Genomic DNA, 19,204 nt, shown 5'->3' with positions numbered 1-19,204 from the left:
TTTATTAATTAAAATATTTTAGATATTCTGAATAACCTTCTTTTTCCAAGTCTTTTTTAGGTATAAATCTTAAAGAAGCAGAATTTATACAATATCTTCTTCCACCAAATTCTTTAGGTCCATCGTTGAAAACATGACCCAAATGAGAATCTGCATTTTTTGAACGTACTTCTGTTCTTTTTGCATACTTATAAGAAAAATCGTCTAATTCTACAATATCTTTTAAGTTAATTGGTGTTGTAAAAGCTGGTCAACCAGAACCTGAATCATATTTATGAATAGATAGAAAAAGTGGTGTTCCATCTACAACATCAACATAAATACCTTCTTCATAATTATTGTAATATTCGTTATCAAAAGGTTTTTCAGTTTTATTGTTTTGAGTAACTTCAAATTGAAGTTCATTTAAGTGTGAAAGTTCTTCTTTTTTCTTCATAATTTTTAAAATTTGTAAATTAATTCGTTGTCAATCATTGCTTGAACAATTGCTTCTTTTGCTTCTTTTTCGTCTTCACCAACAATTTCCAATTTAAAAATAGCTCCATGTTTTATACCTAAAGCCATAATGTTCATTATTGATTTCAAATTTCCTGTTTTACCACCAGAAATTATTTTAATATCTGATTTAAATTTAGATGCTATTGAAGCTATTTTAGATGCTGGTCTTGCATGAAAACCAATTTTATCTATAACAACTGATTCGAAAATTTCCATATTACGTCTCCTAATGTTTAGTTTGCTATATTTTACTATATTTGAATTAGTAAATATAAAAAGAATAATTTTAGATTAAAAATAAAAAAATAACCACTGATGTGGCTATTCTAAGTTCAAGATAGAAAAATACTTAAACTTAAGTGTAGTATTTGCTTTTGAAAAAATTTTTTTGAAGAAATAATTATCTTCTTGGATTATTATTTCCTCTTCCTCCACCGGAACGATTTCCTGTGGTTGAAGGATAACCTGCTCCATTTGGGTTGTTATGTGGAGTACTAGGTCTATTTTTATCACCTAAATTGTATTTCACAATTAGTCCTTTCTTTATTTTTTATTTTAAAAATGGCAAATACTAATAAAATTAAATCAAAAAAAAAAAAAAAAAACAAGGAAAAGGGAATAAAAAAATGAGCATAAAGCTCATCGGTCATATTTGATATGGAGCAAGTGAAGGGAATCGAACCCTCACAATCAGCTTGGAAGGCTGAAGTTCTGCCATTAAACTACACTTGCAGGTATATATATTATAACAGAAAAAAATAATTTACAAGTTTTTTTATAAATTATTTAAACCTTTGTTATGACAAATTCTACATCTTGCTTCATATTCATCTAAATCACCTATTACTTTTAATTTATTAGATTTAATTGTTCTATAAGTTGTAGAAGCTGCATTTTTACAAACTACACAAATAGCTTGTAATTTTGTAATATGTTCTGCCATCGCTAATAAACTTGGCATAACTCCAAAAGGACGTCTTAAATAATCTTGATCTAATCCACTAATTATTACTCTAATTCCTTGATTTGCTAATTCTTCAACATAAGGCACTAAGTCTTTGTCAAAAAATTGAGCTTCGTCTATTGCAATAGCTTTATATTTTGATTTTTCGAATAATTGTTTTATATCTGCCACTGTTTCAACAACATATGTAGGAATTTTTGTTCCTGCCCGAGAAACTATTTCGTTTGTAGAAAATCTAGAATCAATTCTAGGTTTTACAGCTAAAGTTTTGACATTCGCAAAAGATAATGTTCTAATTCTTTTTATTAACTCATCACTTTTACCTGAAAACATTGGACCTGTAATAACTTCTATTGTTCCATCTGAAAATTTTTTATACATAGCTTCTCCTTTAACTCATAGAGTAAATAAAATTTTAAACAAAAATAATAATTTTGAAAAAAATTTTAAAAATAAAAAATATAAGGTTTAAAAAATGAAACTAAAAATAAAAAAATAAAACATAAATAGAAATTCAATTATAATTAATAAAAAAAGGAGGAAGAAGATGAAGAAAATAATTTTTGACATTGGAAATGTTAGTCAAATCCCAAGTGTATTGAGCCCTGTTGCTCAAAGCGTTCAATTAATATCTGATAATAATATTAGTGAATTTCAAGTTTCAAAAATTGAAAGTGAAATGGATTTACATAGACAAATTAGTACTACAGAAATAAACAATCAAAATGTAGAATTAAAGTTTTTACAAGAAATTGATTTTCAAGAATTATCTCAAGAAATAAATTACACAAAAAAAGTCGTTAAAAATATAAATTTTTCTGATAATTCCAAAGTTTTTGAAGTTTTAGAACAAAATTTAGAAAAAATTGGAAACAAAAAAGACCAAGAGTTTTTTAAAGAAGTTTACTATGAAACTTTAGACATAATTAAGACAAGACAATTATCTGAAACAGATTTACAGTTATTATTAAAAGGCATAAATCCTACAACACAAGATTTGTTTATAAATAATAATTCATTTGATGAGAATTCCTTTATTGATATAAATCCAACAGATGATGGTGCTGGATGAAAAAATACAAAAGAAAAAGAAATTCAAAATCAAGAGGTATTGAACAATAGAACAAATCAAATTATTGATAACCCATGAATGAACATAAGTTCTAAAAGTAATAAATTCAAAAATACTCTTTCTAATAAAGAAAAACAAGATATTCTGGATTTAATCTTTAATGATATTCAAACAAAAAGCGAATTTCAAAATATTCAAAAAGATATTGTTGAAAATAATGAAAAATTAAAAAACTTTTATAAACATTATAAAGAGTTTTATGATATCAATTATAACATTAACAGAATGTCTTTAGCACTTTCTGCTACTTATGCGGGTTTAGCGGCTTGATATGGATTTGTGTCTTTTTTTGCTCCTGCCGTTGGTGTACCGATACTAACTGCTTTAATACTTCAGGGTTCTGTGACCGGAGCTTTTACAGCATTTGCTTTTAATACAGAAAAAGAAATTCAAAAAGACTTAAAAGATATTGAAAATTTTTGACACTCTGATACTTTTTATTTTTTAAATAATTTTGCAAAAAAAAGTTATTCTGAATTTGTAAAAGAAATGAAAAAGAAACTTTTGAACAATACTTATGATGTATCGTTCTGATTTAATTTTGCAAAATTCGCAACTAATAAATCTTCTTATAAATTTGCTTCAAAAACAGTTTTAAATAAGTTAAAAGATTCAATATTTTCTAAAATTAAATATTATCAACAAGTAAGAAGTTATGAAAATGAAATTTTAAAAATTGATATAAAAAAAATATTTTTTAAGCAATATTGAAAAGCTGCTAGTGGGATTTTTGATGAATACCTTTCTTTTATAAAAGCGAAAAGAATTGTTATGATTACTACAATTTTTGCAAATCCTATAGTTAGTTTTGTATCACTAATAGATAACGCTATTTCAATAACTACTACAATGGTCAATTTATCTTTTGCTTTAAAAACTAAAAAGAATTTTTAAATTTTATTATGATAGACTCTATAAAATATGTTAATTTTTTAAACTATAAACTTAAGAAAAATAAAGTTTGTTTTTTACTACTTTCTTTTTTGTTTATTTGTTTTATTTTATTTGTTAGTCAAATATTTTTTCTTCAATTTTTACTAAAAATTTTTTATTTGAAAAATGATCTTAATTTAACAAATATAGATAATATTATTTCAAAAATCAACAAAGTAAGTATTAGTTTTTTAGTTATAGCATTTTTAATTTTATTTTTTATAATTATTATTTGCATTAGAAATAAAAATGTTTTAAAGCAAAACCAAGTTTTACTGCAGGGCTTATCATTGCAATGCGAAGTTTCTTGAAAAAAGAAGGATTTTTTAATTATTCATCAACTTTTTAACGAATTTCAAGATTATAAAATTAAAGAGAATTTAAATATTTCTTGATTCGAACTTATTTGGTCGAGTTTGTGATTTTTAATTACTAAAAGAAAAATAAAATATAAAGATTTTTTATTCGAAACTATGTGCAGTAAAGAGTTATCTGAAACTTTTAATTTAAACATTGTTAAAAAAGTAAATTTTTCAGAAGTTTTATATATTAACCTTAAAAGAAAACACAAATATATTTTAATTTGTTCTTGAATAAGTGTAATTAGTTTTGCTATTTTAATAAACAGTATTACTTCAGTAATTGTGGCTTCAGTTTGTATTTCTTATTTAGAAAAGATTTCTAAATTGGAACAATTGTATGTTTTTCGCAATTTTGAAACTGTTTTTATCTGTTTGCTTGTGTTTTCATTTTTAATTTTCGGAGTTATTCAATGACAAGTTGCTTGTACAGACTTAATTGAATTTTACTTGTATTCTTCTCTTATTGTTTCATATCTTAAATTTAAAGTTGATATTAATGAATTAGAAAACAATGAACAACTAAAAAAAACTTTATTTGTTTGTATTAATAGAGAAAGGGGTTTAATTTTTCTTAAGAAAAATAAGTACTCGTAGATTATGTTTTCAAAAGATCAAATTGATATTATAGAGGATATTTTAGATTTATATAAATTAAAATCTGCACTAGTTAGATGAAGGTTAATAAAATTTGAGTCTCAAAAATTAAATAAACTTTTTTTCTTTTTAGTTTTTATTTTTGTTTTAATTCTAACTACATGCTTTTATTTAATTATTACTATTATCGTGCATTTATTAATTAATACAAAAGAAAATAACAAAACTAATTTTTTAGACAATTATTCTAATAAAATGATGGTTATATCTTTTTATTCTTTGATTTTTATATTAATAATTTTTTTAATTTTAGTTTCAATTATTGTAAAAATAAACAAAAAGAAGATTTTATTAGATTTTAATGAAAAATCTATGAAGCAAATTAACGATATTTTAGTAAATAATTTTTCTTTTATAAAAAGTATTGAAACAGAAGAAATTGAAAGACTACAATTATTAAAAAAAAGAGCAGAACTAAATCCATTACATAATATTGATTTTAATTTAAAAAAAATGTTTTCTGAAGTTTATTCTTTTAATTATACATATATGGAAAGTTGTTTTAAATTAACAACTAATAATGATTTTATTTTTTATTTAAAAAATACACAAACGCCTCAGCTTAACAAATCTTATAAAATGATAGCAACTGTAGAATTTAATAAATTAAAAATAAATGAAGAAAAAAGAAGGATTTTAGAAGAAAATAATTTTATACTGTTTGAAGAAAATGAAGAAAATATTAGTTTTGAAACTCCATTTGGTTCATTAAATGTTTTTGAATTTAATATAGAAAGATTAACTTACAAAAATGTTTTAAAATTTTTAATTTTGAGTATAGAAAATAAAGTAAAATATATCAAAAAATTTGTAGACATTATAGAAAGCTAGAAATTTAATTAATATATAATTTAAGAAATGAAAAATAAAAAAAACAAAATACCAGAAGATTTTTTAGATGAAATTTTATTTAAATACAAATTGAATAAATGAAGAAAAAGACTTGTCCATTTTAGATTTGAAAATAAAGTTCTGAATTATGTTTTTAATTTCTTTTATTATTCATCTTTTTTTAGCGCATTAGTTCTTTTTCCATTTTTAATAATATCTTTAATTCTCTATAAAGCTAATCGCAGCTCTGATCCAATAACGGATTACGCAATTTCTCGGCTTTTACTTACTGCTCTAAGTATGGCTATTATTTCAATTGTTTTTTGTTTCATTTGGAATATTTTGTATAAATCGATTCCAAATAAAAAATATGATTTAGATTTTAATAACTGATCTATGAACAAGATGGTTAACGAAACTGAATGGAATTTTAATTATATAAAAACATTTGAAACTGATTTTTCTAATCATGAGTTATTTATAAAAAAAATGAACACAAAAGTGTGAGAATCTTTAAAAAAAGACGATAAAGATTTTTTTGAAGTTTTTGTTTTTCGACTTGCTAATATGTCTTCACATTTTAAAATAACAACTGTAAATAATTTTGTTTTTTATTTAAAATATTCAAAAATTTCATCTAATTTTCGTGTTTATGAAAATGAAAACTTTTTAATTGTAAATTCTGAATCAATGAATGAAAATAAAAAAAATATATTAGAAGATAAAGGTTTTAAATTTTATAAAGAAAAAGATGGTAAGATGTATTTTTGAAGTCCTTATTCAGGTCTAAGCATTTTTAATATTATAGTAAAAGAATCTTCTTATTTCACTATAAAAGAAAGTATCAAAATTCATCTAGAAACAAAATTAAAGCTAATTGATGAAATAGCAAAAATAATAAATAACTAAGAAGGTAAATATGAAAAAAATATTATTCGATTTAGGTAATTTATCACAAATTCCAAGCATTGTATCTCCTATATATCAATATGCGAATATTAATATAGATAAAGTACCTCAAACTCTCCAAGTTCAACCATTAATAGATGGAACTATTTCAGATTATATTCCTATAAGTAAATCAGAAAATCTAATTTGAGATGCTAAAGTTGATGAATATTTTGAACAAGTACAAGATGTGATTCAATTTGTAGATTTTTCTCAATTCAAAGAAACAGAAATATTATTAAATAGTTATATAAAAAATTTCAGCAATAATTATGAAAAAAATAAATTTAAAGAAGAATTTTACAAAAATTTAAATTTAATTAAAAATAAACAAATTGACTTAACAGAAATTAAAAATCAATATGCACAATATTTAAAACTAAATCTTGATGATGAGGATCAACAAACATCAACATATGATAATTTTGAAGATCAAGATAATGAAAATTTAGCTGAATTATATAATCAAAATGATTCTAATTTAAATGAAAAGATTACTTCTAACAAAAATGTAACAAATAAAGATAAAGAAAAATTGATTGAAGAAGCTTTAAACGATCCTGAAGTAAAAGACAAATTTTTAAAATTAAAAAATGAGACACAAGATACTTTGAAAAAATTTAATTATTTTGTAGAAAAATACCAGACTTTATATGATATAAATCATGGTTTAAATATAACTTCTGCAGTTATAGCTGGTGTTTCTTGAGCTCTCGTTTTTACTTATTCTATTTCTAGTTTTTGAACTTTTGGTGCAACTGCGCCTCTTGCAGCAGGAGCAGCATTGCAGTCTTCTATAATGACATATTTTGTTCACGAATCCTTTGAAACGGAAAGAGCAATGAAAGCTGACTTAGATAAAATTAAAGAATTCAAAAATTCATCTGAATATCAAAAAATCCGTAAATTTTCTGGAATGACATATAATGAATTTAAAGGTGAATTAAAAAAGGAATTGTTAGCAAAAGTACTGGATTTTTCTTTCGTTTATAATGTATTAAATTTCGCAACTAAAACTTCTGCTATAAGAAAGTTAGCTAAATTCATAGTTGATAAGTTATATAACAAAGTTATGTCAAAAATTTTAGGAAAATTCGTCGAAGAAAAAGCGATAAAAGAAATTATAATGAAATCAGTATTTAAAAAAACTTTTTTTGGTGCTTCTAAAGTCTTAGAAAAAATGGGAATTTCTATAGGTCTTAAAAGATCAATATTATTAACTACTTCTTTTGCAAATCCTTTAGGAGTAATTATTAATATTATGGACAATCTAGTAAGTGGAATATCAGTTGTGTCTACTATTGCAATAACTTATCAAATTAAACGTTATAGTTAAATATGATGAAAAATGAAAAAATTTTTAAATACATTCTTTTTTTTAATTGAAAAATAAAAAGAAACAAGTTTATTTACTTACTTTTTATAATTTTTTTCTCTTTTTTTTCTTATTTTTTAGCATTGGCTCTTGTTTTTGAATTCCGTTTAAAACCTTATGTAAATAGAAATGAATCAATATTAACTGAAATTGGTTTTCCCGTTAGATTTATAAATATTTTGTCTATTATATTTTTTGTTGTTTCTTTTTTTTCTTTTATTTTTGTTATTTTATTTGGGTGAAAAAGCAAAAAAATATTTAAACAAAATAATCTTTTTTTAGAAGGTTTATCCTTACATTTTGAAAATAAATTTGTTCAACAAGAATTTTTGGTAAAAAATAATTTATGAAAAGAATTTGAAGAATTTGAAGAAAATAAAGGAATTAAAATTTCTAAATTTGATTATTTCTATAATGGGTCGATATTATTGAGTATATTTAAAAAAAATAAATTAACTGATTTTGTGAGCAATGAAACACATTCTTTAAAAGAAATTAACTTATTTATTAATGATTTTAGATTAAAAGACTATAAAATAAATTATTTTGAAGAAATTAAAAAAATATATAAAAATTTATTTGTAATGACAATTACTTCTTCTGTTTTGTTACTTGGAACTTGAATATTTGGAACATTCGTTATACTAGAAACAGTTCTACAATTTTTTATTTTTGATTTTGTAGAAGCTAGCGATGGTTCTATATTAGAATTCTACTTAGAATCACAATCATTTTCAATTATTTTAATACTGTTTTTACTTTTTTTAGTATGCTTTTGAATACTAAATTTTACACACTTTAGAAAGTATTTAATTATCTATTACAGAATATTTACTATTGCTTTATCAAATTTTGAAGAAATAGAAAATTTTGAAGAAAATGAAGACTTTAAGAACAGTTTATACGTTTGTATTAAACAAAAAAATAATATTTGAAGACCTCTTGATTTAAATTCTACATATAATTAATATTATATTGTTTCACTATCACTAAAAAAGGGCTAAAATTTAGTTATCAATAGAGGTTATATGGAAAATATTCTTAAAAAATTAGAAGATGTAAAAAACAGCACAGATAACTTGGTTTTTTCTCACATTGCATCTTATTTGTTATCTAATTTAAATAATATAGACACTATGAAAATTGGACAAATTTCAAAAAATTCAGACGTTTCGAATGGTTCTGTTTCTAAATTTATAAAATATTTGGGATACAAAGGAGTAAAAGACTTTTTACCTGAATTAAAACAGCAACTTAAATTTTATGGTGTCTCTTCTGATACTTGTAAAAAACCTTTGGAAAAAAATTTAAGATATCTAAAATATCACAACTTAATAAAGTCAAATCTTGACTATATTTTTGAAGTAAATCAAGAATCTATTTTAAAAGCTGTGGAGCTATTAAAACGATACAAATATATTTTACTTTTCGGTCGTGGGGCAAATTTAGCTGTTATTAATGTCTATGCAAATTATCTATCAAAACTAAATTATTTTGTCGATTATTCTTTTGATTTAGATGTTCAGAAAAAATGAGTAGAAAAAGCTAATGAAAATTCATTATGTATTTTCTTTTCTTTTTCTTCATTAACACCAAATATTGAAAAAATTTTTACTGAAATTAAACAAAAAGGCAACATTAAAACTATTTTATTTACAGCAAATAAAGATTCTATGATGGCTAAAAAATCAGATGTTGTTTTACTTACTAAAAATAATGAAGACTTATTTTTAAATCACACTAATTCACGAATTGGTTTTAATTATTTATTTATGCAGATACTTAATTTACTTTCCGAATAAAGGAAAAAATTAGGAAAAATAGAACAAAAAGTTTAATAATTAAAAAAATGGCACTTTTTACTTGTGAGTGCCATTTTTTGTGTTATACTATTGCTGTCATAAGAATTTAAATCAATACAAAGTTATAAAATAGATAGATTATAAGGAGCGACAAAATGGCAAAAGAAATAATTTTAGGTATAGACTTAGGAACTACAAACTCTGTAGTTTCTATTATAGAAAATGGAAAACCAATCGTTTTAGAAAATCCAAACGGAAAAAACACAACTCCTTCTGTTGTTGCATTTAAAAACGGAGAAGAAATTGTAGGAGATGCTGCTAAAAGACAATTAGAAACAAATCCTGATGCAATTGCTTCAATTAAAAGACTAATGGGAACATCTCAAACAGTAAAAGCTAACGGAAAAGAATACAAACCAGAAGAAATTTCTGCAAAAATTCTTTCTTATTTAAAAGAATATGCAGAGAAAAAAATTGGTCACAAAATTTCAAAAGCAGTTATAACAGTTCCAGCTTACTTTGATAATGCGCAAAGAGAAGCTACAAAAAATGCAGGAAAAATTGCTGGATTAGAAGTTGAAAGAATTATTAATGAACCAACAGCTGCAGCTTTAGCTTTTGGATTAGACAAGTCTGACAAAGAAATGAAAGTTTTAGTATACGACTTAGGTGGAGGAACATTTGACGTTTCTGTACTTGAACTTTCAGGGGGAACATTTGAAGTTCTTTCAACAAGTGGAGATAACAAATTAGGTGGTGATGACTGAGACCACGTTATTGTTGATTGACTAGTTGACAAAATTAAAAAAGAATATGATTTTGATCCTTCAAAAGACAAAATGGCTTTATCTCGTTTAAAAGAAGAAGCAGAAAAAACAAAAATTTCTTTATCAAATCAATCAGTTGCTACAATTTCCTTACCATTTTTAGGAATTGGACCAAACGGACCTATTAACGTTGAATTAGAACTAAAAAGATCTGAATTTGAAAAAATGACAGCTCATTTAGTTGATAGAACAAGAAAACCAATTATGGATGCTTTAAAAGAAGCAAAATTAGAAGCAAAAGATTTAGATGAAGTATTGTTAGTTGGTGGATCAACAAGAATTCCAGCTGTACAAGCAATGATTGAACACACATTAGGTAAAAAACCAAATAGATCAATTAACCCAGACGAAGTTGTTGCTATCGGTGCTGCAATTCAAGGGGGAGTTTTAGCAGGAGAAATCAACGATGTTTTATTACTTGACGTTACTCCATTAACTTTAGGAATTGAAACATTAGGTGGTATTGCAACACCATTAATTCCAAGAAACACAACAATCCCTGTAACTAAATCACAGATTTTTTCAACTGCTGAAAACAACCAAACAGAAGTAACAATTTCTGTAGTTCAAGGAGAAAGACAACTAGCTGCTGATAATAAATTATTAGGAAGATTTAATCTTTCTGGAATTGAACAAGCACCTAGAGGAGTTCCTCAAATTGAAGTTAGTTTTTCTATCGATGTTAATGGTATAACAACTGTTTCAGCTAAAGATAAAAAGACAAATAAAGAACAAACTATTACTATTAAAAACACAACTACTCTATCTGAAGAAGAAATTCAAAGAATGGTAAAAGAAGCTGAAGAAAATCGTGAAGCAGATACTAAGAAAAAAGAAAAAATTGAAATTACAGTTAGAGCCGAAGCATTAATTAACCAACTTGAAAAATCTATTACTGATCAAGGTGATAAAGTAGATGCAAAACAAAAAGAAACTTTAGAAAAACAAATTCAAGAACTAAAAGACTTGTTAAAAGAAGAAAAATTTGAAGAACTAAAAACAAAATTAGATCAAATTGAACAAGCTGCACAAGCTTTTGCACAAGCCGCAGCACAACAAGCAAATACTTCTGATACTTCATCAGATGACAATCCAATCGAAGCAGAAGTAAAAGAAAATTAATTTTTTAAAACAGTCTATAATTGGACTGTTTTTTGATAAGAAATATATTATTTTAAAATTAAAAAAGAGTATAATTTAATAAGTTCTTTTTAACAAGAATTTTTACTTAAATACTATAAAATCAAAGGAAAAAAATGAAAAAAATAGCTATAAACGGATTCGGAAGAATCGGTAGATTAATTTTAAGAAGAATAGTTGAAATTGATACAAAAGAAATTCAAGTTGTAGCAATTAATGACTTAACAAGTGCTTCAGTTTTAAAGGATTTATTCAAATATGACTCAGCACATGGAACTTTTAAAGGTACTGTTGAAACAAGAGGCGAAGATAAATTAGTTATTAATGGACACGAGATTCAAATTTTTGCTGAAAGAGACCCAGAAAACTTACCTTGAGGAAAATTAGGTATTGACTTAGTATTTGAATCAACAGGATTCTTTACATCAAGAGAAGGAAGTGAAAAACACTTAAAAACAGGAGCTAAGAAAGTATTAATTTCAGCACCAGCTGGAAATGATGTTAAAACTATTGTTTACAATGTTAACCATGAACAAATTACTTCAGAAGATAAAATAATTTCTGCAGCTTCTTGTACAACAAATGCTTTAGCTCCTTTAGTTCACTTTTTAGATAAAAAATTCGGAATCAGTCATGGATTTATGACAACTGTGCACGCTTATACAGCTGACCAAAAATTACAAGATTCACCACACAGAGACTTAAGAAGAGCAAGAGCAGCAGCATTTAATATCGTTCCTTCTTCTACAGGAGCAGCAAAAGCTATAGGATTAGTTGTTCCTTCATTAACAGGAAAATTAGATGGAATTGCTATTAGAGTTCCTGTTATTACTGGTTCATTCGTTGACTTATCAGTTGAATTAAAATCAAATCCTACTATAGAAGAAATTAACGCTGAAATGAAAAGAGTTGAAAACGAATCATTCCAATACAATGAAGATCAAATTGTATCTTCAGATATTATTAACAACACACATGGTTCAATTTTCGATGCAACATTAACTAAGTTTGTTGATGTAAATGGAAAAAGATTATACAAAGTTTACACATGATATGACAATGAATCTTCATTTGTTGCTCAATATGTAAGAGTTGCTTTACATTTTGCTAAAAAATAATTTTTATTTTAAGAAATTATAGAAAATACATATTAAAATAAGAAGTAGTTTTACTTCTTATTTTAATATTTTAAGGAATTTATATGAATAAATCATATACACAAATTGCCATTAAAAATAACTTTAGAGTATTTTTATCAGATTTTACTGAAGTGGCACAAAATATCATTAAAGTGCAAAATACTAGACAAATTCCTTCTATTATTTTAGCTAGCGCTGTAGCTTTATTTGGTCCACTTTTAGTTGTTTTAAATCCTAAAAATGACAAAACTACTACTTTAATTAAAACAGATACAATTGATTCTTTAATAATTGATTCAAATTCAAATCAAACTATTAGAGCAATGTTTAAATACAATGAATTTGCTTCAGAAATCAAGGATTTTTCAAAAATTAATTATCTGGATTTGCTTCAAAAATCTATAACTAAAAACGGATTTATAAAAATAGTAAGCACAAAACAAGAACAAAATTATGGTGGACAAGTAGATTTACAAAGTGGTGATCTTATTTCAGATTTAGCTTTTTATTTTTATTTATCTGAGCAAGTTCATTCTGTGGCTAAGCTTTATTTAAAAATCGACAAAAGTGGTAATATTTTACAAGCTCAATCTGTAATTTTTCAATTACTACCACAACACAGTGAAAATGATATTGCTTGATTAGAAACATTTTTAAAAGAAAATCCTTTTGAAATTTTAGGTTTAGAATCTTTTTCGTCCAAGCTGGATATCGAAGTATTAGACACTAAATTTTGAAAATACAAATGTGGTTGTTCAAGAGAAAAAACTAAAAATTTACTTAAAGTATTAAGTAGGGAAGATATAGAAAAAATCCTTCAAAAACAAAGAAAAATTGAACTTATTTGCCAATTTTGTAGAAGAAAATTTTTATTTACAAAACAAGATTGAGAACTTGAAAACACAGTTCAAACAATTTCATGTGTAGAATCATTTACAGGTGGAGGTTTTACCGCAAAAATAGTCTCAACTCCTGGTGCTTCAAAGTATTTTAAAGGTGGTTTAATAACTTACACAAATGAAATAAAACAAAAATTAAATATAGACACATCAAACGGGGTTGTAAACAAAAAAACAGCTTTAGAAATGGCAAAAAAAGGTAAAAAATTTTTTAATACTACATTTTGTGTTTCTTTCACAGGAAATGCAGGACCTACCGCTGAAGTTGGAACAAAAGTAGGTCAAGTTTTTATAGCTATTAATGATAAAGTTTGAGAACAGAATTTTAAAGGATCAAGAAAACAAGTTACAGAAAAATCAATTAAATTTGCTTTAAGTAAATTGAAAAAAATAGTAAATTTTACTTTATAAAATGAAGTAATTTGTTAAAATATTAAATACTAAAAACTAATGCAAAACTATTAGTTAGACTGGAGAAAAAATGGTAAAAAGAGAACTACTAGCTGAATCATCAGAATTAAAAATTACAGTTAAACCAGAAGAAAATGTTTGAAAGAAAACTCAAGAAAAAGCAAATAAAGCTTTAATTAAAAATTTAAAAGTTGATGGATTTAGAAAAGGAAGCGTTCCTGCTAATATTGCTAAAAAATATATTTCTGAAGCATCTATTTTAAGAGAGGCAGTTTCATTAATTGCACCTGAATTAGAAACTGAAGCAAGAAAAAATATTATTGAAGATGACAACGTTTTAGATAGTCCTATCTATAAAATCGAAGATATTTCTACTTCAAATTTAGAAATTAGTTTTTTATATCCTGTATATCCAACTTTAAATTTACCTGATTATAAACATTTAAAAACTAAATTTATTGAACCTAAAGTTGGTAAAGAAGATATAGATTTACAAATTCAAAGATTATTAGAAACTAGCGCTGCAACTCAAGAAACTGATAAACCTATTAAAAAAAGAGATATTGTAAACTTCAATTTTAAAGGTTTTATCGATGGACAAGCTTTTGAAGGTGGAGAAGCAGAAAACTTTGATTTAAAAATTGGTTCAGGAAGTTTTATAGCTGGTTTTGAAGACCAATTAGTTGGTATGAAAAAAGGTGATAAAAAGGAAATCACAGTAACTTTCCCTGAAAATTATCACGTAACAGCTTATGCTGGAAAAGAAGCTAAATTCAAAATTAAAATTAATCAAGTAAATGAGTTAGTTTTACCTAAATTAGATGAAGAATTTATTAAAAAATTAAGTCTAGAAGATGTAAAAAATGAAAAAGATTTAAGAGCATATTTAGAAAAATTAACATTTAATGAAAAACTAGAACAAAATAGAGTTATATTTCAAAAAGAATCATTTGCTGAAATTCAAAAACAAGTTCAAATTCCTATATCAGAAAAATTACTTTTAAATGAAATTAGAAGACTAGAAAAATTATTTGAAAATAATTTAAAATCACAAGGTTTTACTGTAAAAGAATATTTAGAAATTACTAAATTTACTGAAGAAGACATTAAACTTCAAATGAGAACTGAATCTATTAATTTACTAAAAAATGCTTTTATTTATGCTGAAATTGCTAAGTTAGAGAAAATATTTGCAACTGCAGCTGATTATGATATTGAATATGGAAAACTTGCTAAATTCTACGGAAAATCAATTGAAGATATTAAGAAAACATTCCCTCTTGCACAATTACAAGTAAATATCACAAATTCAAAAGTATTAGATAAATTAATTGAATATAATTCAACAAAATCTTCTAAAGTTTCTTCAGAAAAAGAAGTAAAAACCGCTAAATCTGCTGATAAAAAAGAAGTAAAACAAACTAAGTCAAACACAGAATCTTCTGTAAAGAAAAATACTAAAAAAGAAGCTACTTCACAAACTAAACAACCTGCTTCTAAACCTGCTTCTAAAAAGCCAGTGAAAAAATAATTGTTAAAATTATCATAATAAAAACAACGAATTGATTTCGTTGTTTTTTGTTTTTATTTAAGTTAATTTCGTTTTGATATTATTAAATATTTTTCTGAAATAATATTCGACTAATTTTTTATTTTGAACTTTTAAATTAAAGTAAAATTGTAAAAACTGTATTATTGCTATAAATATTCAACTGACTCAAGAATAGGTAAAAAGCTGTGCAATATCTTCAGTTCTTTCTCCGGCTTGTCCGACAATACTAATTTTGGAACCCAATAAAGAACCTCCAACTGAACCTAATAAAATAAGTGTTTGGACTTGATTTTCAAAGTAAAATAGTAAAAATGAATAAAAGTCTTTCTTAATGGAGGGAATTACAAATTTGATTATTCTTTGAAATTTACTTTTTCCTTGTATTTCCAAAGTTTTGTATATTTCTCAATTTATAGAATTAATGCTTTCGTTTAATTGCTTTACTAAACTTGTTGATTTGTGTAGAGCTGTTATTATTGCAGTGAGTAAAAAAATGTTTGTTCCTATTCAAAATATCGAAAATAAATAAATAAAAATTATTGTTGGAATTATTCTAAATAATGTGTTTAAAAAACGAAGTGGAACTCATTGAACTCATCTATTTAATTTTTCATTTCCTAAGATTGAGAAGCACAAAGAAACTATTGCTATTATTGTGATTGACAACACACACTGATAGATTAAAATTAAAATTCAATAAAATGGATTATCTTCTTTGTTGCTTGAAAATACTTCTTTTTTGAAGCTAAAAAAATGCTGTCAGAAATTTTTAATATGATTTGGATATGTAGAAAACGAAGAAACCTGAACAATTGCATATATATTAAATGCTATAAAAAACAAGACAAAAATTCATTTAAAAATTCTTCTAAAATTTAATTTTAGCCACAAAAATGAAGTATTTTTGTAATCTAAATTTTTAACATTTAAAATTACTTTATTTAAAAATAAACTTAAAAATTCAAAAAATATTGTTGTAATTAAAATTACCAATAACGGAAAACCAACTACTGATCAACCTAAAGAAAAATCTCTTGCATCATTTAGAAGTAAACCAATTCCAATAACACCAGCTGCATTGATTATTGTTGTTCAACGAATATTACTCTCCAAAGAATAAACAAAGAACATAAAATATTTATTTATTATATAAGGTAATAATGTTTTTCTAAATGAAGAAAAATTATCATTGGTTTTCATATACATAATTTTGTATGTAGTTAAATCTAAATTATTTAAAAAATCAAAAAAATACTTGTGCATTCAGAGCCAACTAAACCAAAATAAAATTAATGTTGCTGCTAATTCTTTATCAAAACCTACTGAGAAAAAATATACAAATAAAGAAATTGGAAAGGCTTTTAAAAAAAGAACTACTGCGGAAATACTTCATCTAATGGCTTTGTATTTTTGAAAATTTGAACTAATAAAAGAAGTAAAAAAAGCAAAAATAAAACCTAATGTTGTTCCCAATATACAATAACGAACTGTTAAAAACATATAATATCAACTTAGTTGTCAAAGGCTTCAACTTGGATATTTTTTGGAATAATTGGAAAATGTAAACAAATCTTTTAAGTTTTTTGTAAAGATTTTTGTTGACCCACTATTTATTGGTTCATAAAGTGAATAGAAAGAAAAAACAAAGAGAGAAAATAAAAGAAATAAAATTAAAATTTTTCATTTTAATTTTATTTTCTTGTTATTTTTATCTATTCATTCAAAAAATAAATTTTCTTTAATCATTTTTAAAAACCTGTTCTAAAATAGTAGAATTCATTTGTTTATTAGATTCATAAAAATGATATTCTTGATTTTTTATCAACAAAATTGAAGAATCAAACTGTTCAACAAGATTGGTGTTGTGAGTTACTATAATCAAAATTGAGTTAAATTTTTTTGCCATTTTTATCAATAATTCTATTATATTTTTCGAAGTTTCAGGGTCTAAAAAGTTTGTAGGTTCATCAGCTAAAATAATTTTTGGTTTTTGTATCATTAATTTTGCAATTTCCACTCTTTGTTGTTGACCACCTGAAAGTGAATCTACTCTGTGATAAATTTTATCTAAAATATTTAGTTCTTTTAATATTGAAATTATCTCTTCTTTTTGAGATTTTGTAGCTAAGTTGAAAAGATTAAAGACTACATTTTTGTATTCTTGAATCGACCTTGTAATATTAGTAAAAACTGTTTCAAAAGGAATCGAAGTTGTGGTTTGATTCAAGTAACTTACTTCTTTTAAGAAGGATTTTCAATCTTTTTTATTTAGTTGAAAAATGTTTTGATTATTGAATAAAATTGTTCCTGAAATAATATCAGTTTGCTTCAAAATTGTTTTTAATAAAGAACTTTTTCCTTGACCAGAAGAACCAAGCAAAAATAAAACTTTATCTGAATTTAAGTTTAAATTTAAATTTTTCAGAATAATATAATTATCATTTTTGTTTTTAAAAGTTAAGTTATTGATTTCTAATTTATTTAATGGCTTTTTCATAAACTTCTACAATATCTCTTTGGAAATTGTTGATTTTTTTATAACCATTATACCCCAAAAGTGGTCCATATGTATCTTGTTTATTTTTAGCTAAATTAATAAAAGTCTGAACAATTAAATCTTGCTCTAGTTTATTGACACTCTTTCTAAATATACCAATATCATATGAAATTGGATTTGTTACTATTAAAGCTTCAATTTTTTCATTGTCTTTTGTTAAAAAAGGTTTAGTTTCTGCTTTATTATGTGTTCAAGCAAAAGAACCTTCTTCTGAAAATGCAATGTGGAAATTTTCTTGTTCTCCTAATGTATCTGCAGATTTTAGTTTGTATTTATCAGGATGTGCAGTTCTATCTTCGTTTAATGTAGTAAATTTGCCTTGAAAATGGTTTTTTAGAATTGTTTCTTCTAGTTTAAATTTACTTGAGGAATTGTCTTTACCGTGAAGGATTCCATAGTTTCTAAAGGTTTCTCAGTTCTTTTCATTTCAAGCTTTTTTGATATTTGTACGAGTAGTTTCATCTCCTTTTATTCAAATCATACCTCTATAAAAATTAGCTTGCACTGAAGGATCATAAAGTGTTTGATATACACTGCCATTTCATTTATGGTCTTCATCTGTTCAATTTGCATAAGGTGTATCAACAAATATTTTGTTTATTTCTTTAGCAATTTTTACAAGTGGATCTGTTTCTGAACCATCAACATAAAATTTTTCTTTTTCCTTATCAAAGGTGAAAGAGTTTGTTGTAGTTTCTAATGCTGGAGTCACAACATCTGGATTAGTTTTTAAGAATTCTACAAGTTTTCCGGAAGCACTAATACCAAAATCAAGATTTTTATTATCAGTTTGTAAATTAGTTAATAATATTGTTGAATCTTGAACTGGTGAAACTATAAAGTTAACATCTGGATAATTTTTAGCATTTTCATCTGCATTTTTTAACCTATCAAATTCTGCTTTAAAATTTTGTAAAAAAGAGCCAATTTTTTCTTTGTTAGGAAAAGCATCACCTTGTTTCTTGTTAAGTCAAGCTTGAGAAATTCCAATGGTAATGGTCTTGTCTCAGTCTGCCGGTGAAACAATTGGTGTTGGAGTTTCAACAGGTGTTCCAGGATCTGGAGTTGGAGTTGGTTTTTCGTTTTTATCTGTATTTCCACAAGAAATGGCAAATATTGCTGGAGTAAAAATAGAAGTAAATAAAATTAAATTTTTAAGTTTTTTGAGCAAAAAAGCTAC

18 protein-coding genes and 1 tRNA gene are annotated in these 19,204 nt (G+C 24.6%); 11 read left to right on the top strand and 8 right to left on the bottom strand.

Annotation, left to right across the window (positions count from 1 at the left end; all coding sequences use genetic code 4):
* Window positions 1-4: 4 nt before the first annotated feature.
* The 5 genes from msrB to HF996_RS00420 all read right to left on the bottom strand — a co-directional run bounded on the left by msrB (window position 5) and on the right by HF996_RS00420 (window position 1,843).
* Entirely contained in the window at window positions 5-436 is a 432-nt protein-coding gene (gene msrB / locus HF996_RS00435) for a peptide-methionine (R)-S-oxide reductase MsrB (RefSeq protein WP_168910142.1), read from the bottom strand.
* Window positions 437-441: 5 nt separating this feature from the next.
* Window positions 442-714: an HPr family phosphocarrier protein gene (locus HF996_RS00430; protein WP_168910141.1), complete on the bottom strand. Its 273-nt coding sequence runs from the start codon at window positions 712-714 to the stop codon at window positions 442-444.
* Between the two features lie 184 nt (window positions 715-898).
* Window positions 899-1,027, bottom strand: coding sequence for a hypothetical protein (locus HF996_RS04165; RefSeq protein WP_256366893.1), 129 nt, complete (start codon window positions 1,025-1,027; stop codon window positions 899-901).
* A 129-nt stretch (window positions 1,028-1,156) separates the two neighbouring features.
* A tRNA-Gly gene (locus HF996_RS00425) sits at window positions 1,157-1,230 on the bottom strand.
* 43 nt (window positions 1,231-1,273) lie between these two features.
* Window positions 1,274-1,843, bottom strand: a complete 570-nt coding sequence (locus tag HF996_RS00420; RefSeq protein WP_168910140.1) for a thymidine kinase — start codon at window positions 1,841-1,843, stop codon at window positions 1,274-1,276.
* Window positions 1,844-2,009: 166 nt separating this feature from the next.
* Between HF996_RS00420 and HF996_RS00415 the strand changes: the two genes are divergently transcribed.
* From HF996_RS00415 to tig, 11 genes are all read left to right on the top strand, one after another.
* Window positions 2,010-3,488 (top strand): hypothetical protein, encoded by a 1,479-nt coding sequence (locus HF996_RS00415; protein ID WP_168910139.1) that lies wholly within the window; start codon window positions 2,010-2,012, stop codon window positions 3,486-3,488.
* A gap of 158 nt (window positions 3,489-3,646) precedes the next feature.
* Window positions 3,647-4,483, top strand: coding sequence for a hypothetical protein (locus HF996_RS04025; protein ID WP_254427726.1), 837 nt, complete (start codon window positions 3,647-3,649; stop codon window positions 4,481-4,483).
* Between the two features lie 3 nt (window positions 4,484-4,486).
* Window positions 4,487-5,374 carry a hypothetical protein gene (locus HF996_RS04020; protein ID WP_254427725.1) on the top strand — a complete coding sequence of 296 codons (888 nt, stop codon included), beginning with the start codon at window positions 4,487-4,489 and terminating at the stop codon, window positions 5,372-5,374.
* A gap of 342 nt (window positions 5,375-5,716) precedes the next feature.
* Complete coding sequence (locus tag HF996_RS04015; protein WP_254427724.1) at window positions 5,717-6,283, top strand: hypothetical protein; 567 nt, start codon at window positions 5,717-5,719, stop codon at window positions 6,281-6,283.
* A 10-nt stretch (window positions 6,284-6,293) separates the two neighbouring features.
* Window positions 6,294-7,658, top strand: a complete 1,365-nt coding sequence (locus HF996_RS00390; RefSeq protein ID WP_174813139.1) for a hypothetical protein — start codon at window positions 6,294-6,296, stop codon at window positions 7,656-7,658.
* 368 nt (window positions 7,659-8,026) lie between these two features.
* Window positions 8,027-8,665, top strand: a complete 639-nt coding sequence (locus HF996_RS00385; protein ID WP_254427723.1) for a hypothetical protein — start codon at window positions 8,027-8,029, stop codon at window positions 8,663-8,665.
* Between the two features lie 60 nt (window positions 8,666-8,725).
* Window positions 8,726-9,499 (top strand): MurR/RpiR family transcriptional regulator, encoded by a 774-nt coding sequence (locus HF996_RS00380; RefSeq protein WP_168910138.1) that lies wholly within the window; start codon window positions 8,726-8,728, stop codon window positions 9,497-9,499.
* 155 nt (window positions 9,500-9,654) lie between these two features.
* Window positions 9,655-11,448, top strand: coding sequence for a molecular chaperone DnaK (dnaK, locus tag HF996_RS00375; protein WP_168910137.1), 1,794 nt, complete (start codon window positions 9,655-9,657; stop codon window positions 11,446-11,448).
* A gap of 134 nt (window positions 11,449-11,582) precedes the next feature.
* Window positions 11,583-12,584, top strand: coding sequence for a type I glyceraldehyde-3-phosphate dehydrogenase (gene gap, locus HF996_RS00370; protein WP_168910136.1), 1,002 nt, complete (start codon window positions 11,583-11,585; stop codon window positions 12,582-12,584).
* 83 nt (window positions 12,585-12,667) lie between these two features.
* Window positions 12,668-13,915, top strand: coding sequence for an Hsp33 family molecular chaperone HslO (locus tag HF996_RS00365; protein ID WP_168910135.1), 1,248 nt, complete (start codon window positions 12,668-12,670; stop codon window positions 13,913-13,915).
* 70 nt (window positions 13,916-13,985) lie between these two features.
* Window positions 13,986-15,446 carry a trigger factor gene (tig, locus tag HF996_RS00360; protein ID WP_168910134.1) on the top strand — a complete coding sequence of 487 codons (1,461 nt, stop codon included), beginning with the start codon at window positions 13,986-13,988 and terminating at the stop codon, window positions 15,444-15,446.
* 57 nt (window positions 15,447-15,503) lie between these two features.
* Here tig and HF996_RS00355 read toward each other — a convergent pair whose 3' ends face one another.
* Genes HF996_RS00355 through cypl form a run of 3 tightly spaced genes read right to left on the bottom strand, consistent with a single transcriptional unit; the run spans window position 15,504 to window position 19,195 of the window.
* Complete coding sequence (locus HF996_RS00355) at window positions 15,504-17,213, bottom strand: ABC transporter permease subunit (protein ID WP_168910133.1); 1,710 nt, start codon at window positions 17,211-17,213, stop codon at window positions 15,504-15,506.
* A complete protein-coding gene (locus HF996_RS00350; RefSeq protein WP_168910132.1) occupies window positions 17,206-17,964 on the bottom strand; it encodes an ATP-binding cassette domain-containing protein in 759 nt (252 codons plus the stop codon). Before HF996_RS00350 ends, HF996_RS00355 begins: the two co-directional genes overlap by 8 nt.
* The gene (cypl, locus tag HF996_RS00345) at window positions 17,945-19,195 is read right to left on the bottom strand and encodes an ABC transporter thiamine pyrophosphate-binding lipoprotein p37/Cypl (RefSeq protein ID WP_168910131.1); all 1,251 of its coding nucleotides are present in this window, start codon (window positions 19,193-19,195) and stop codon (window positions 17,945-17,947) included. Before cypl ends, HF996_RS00350 begins: the two co-directional genes overlap by 20 nt.
* Window positions 19,196-19,204: the final 9 nt, after the last annotated feature.

The sequence above is a fragment of the Mycoplasma sp. 1654_15 genome (genome assembly GCF_012516495.1).
Taxonomy (GTDB): Bacteria; Bacillota_I; Bacilli_A; order Mycoplasmatales; family Metamycoplasmataceae; genus Mesomycoplasma.
The sequence above is the reverse complement of the archived record's forward strand: the minus strand, read 5'-3'. Positions and strand labels throughout refer to the sequence as shown.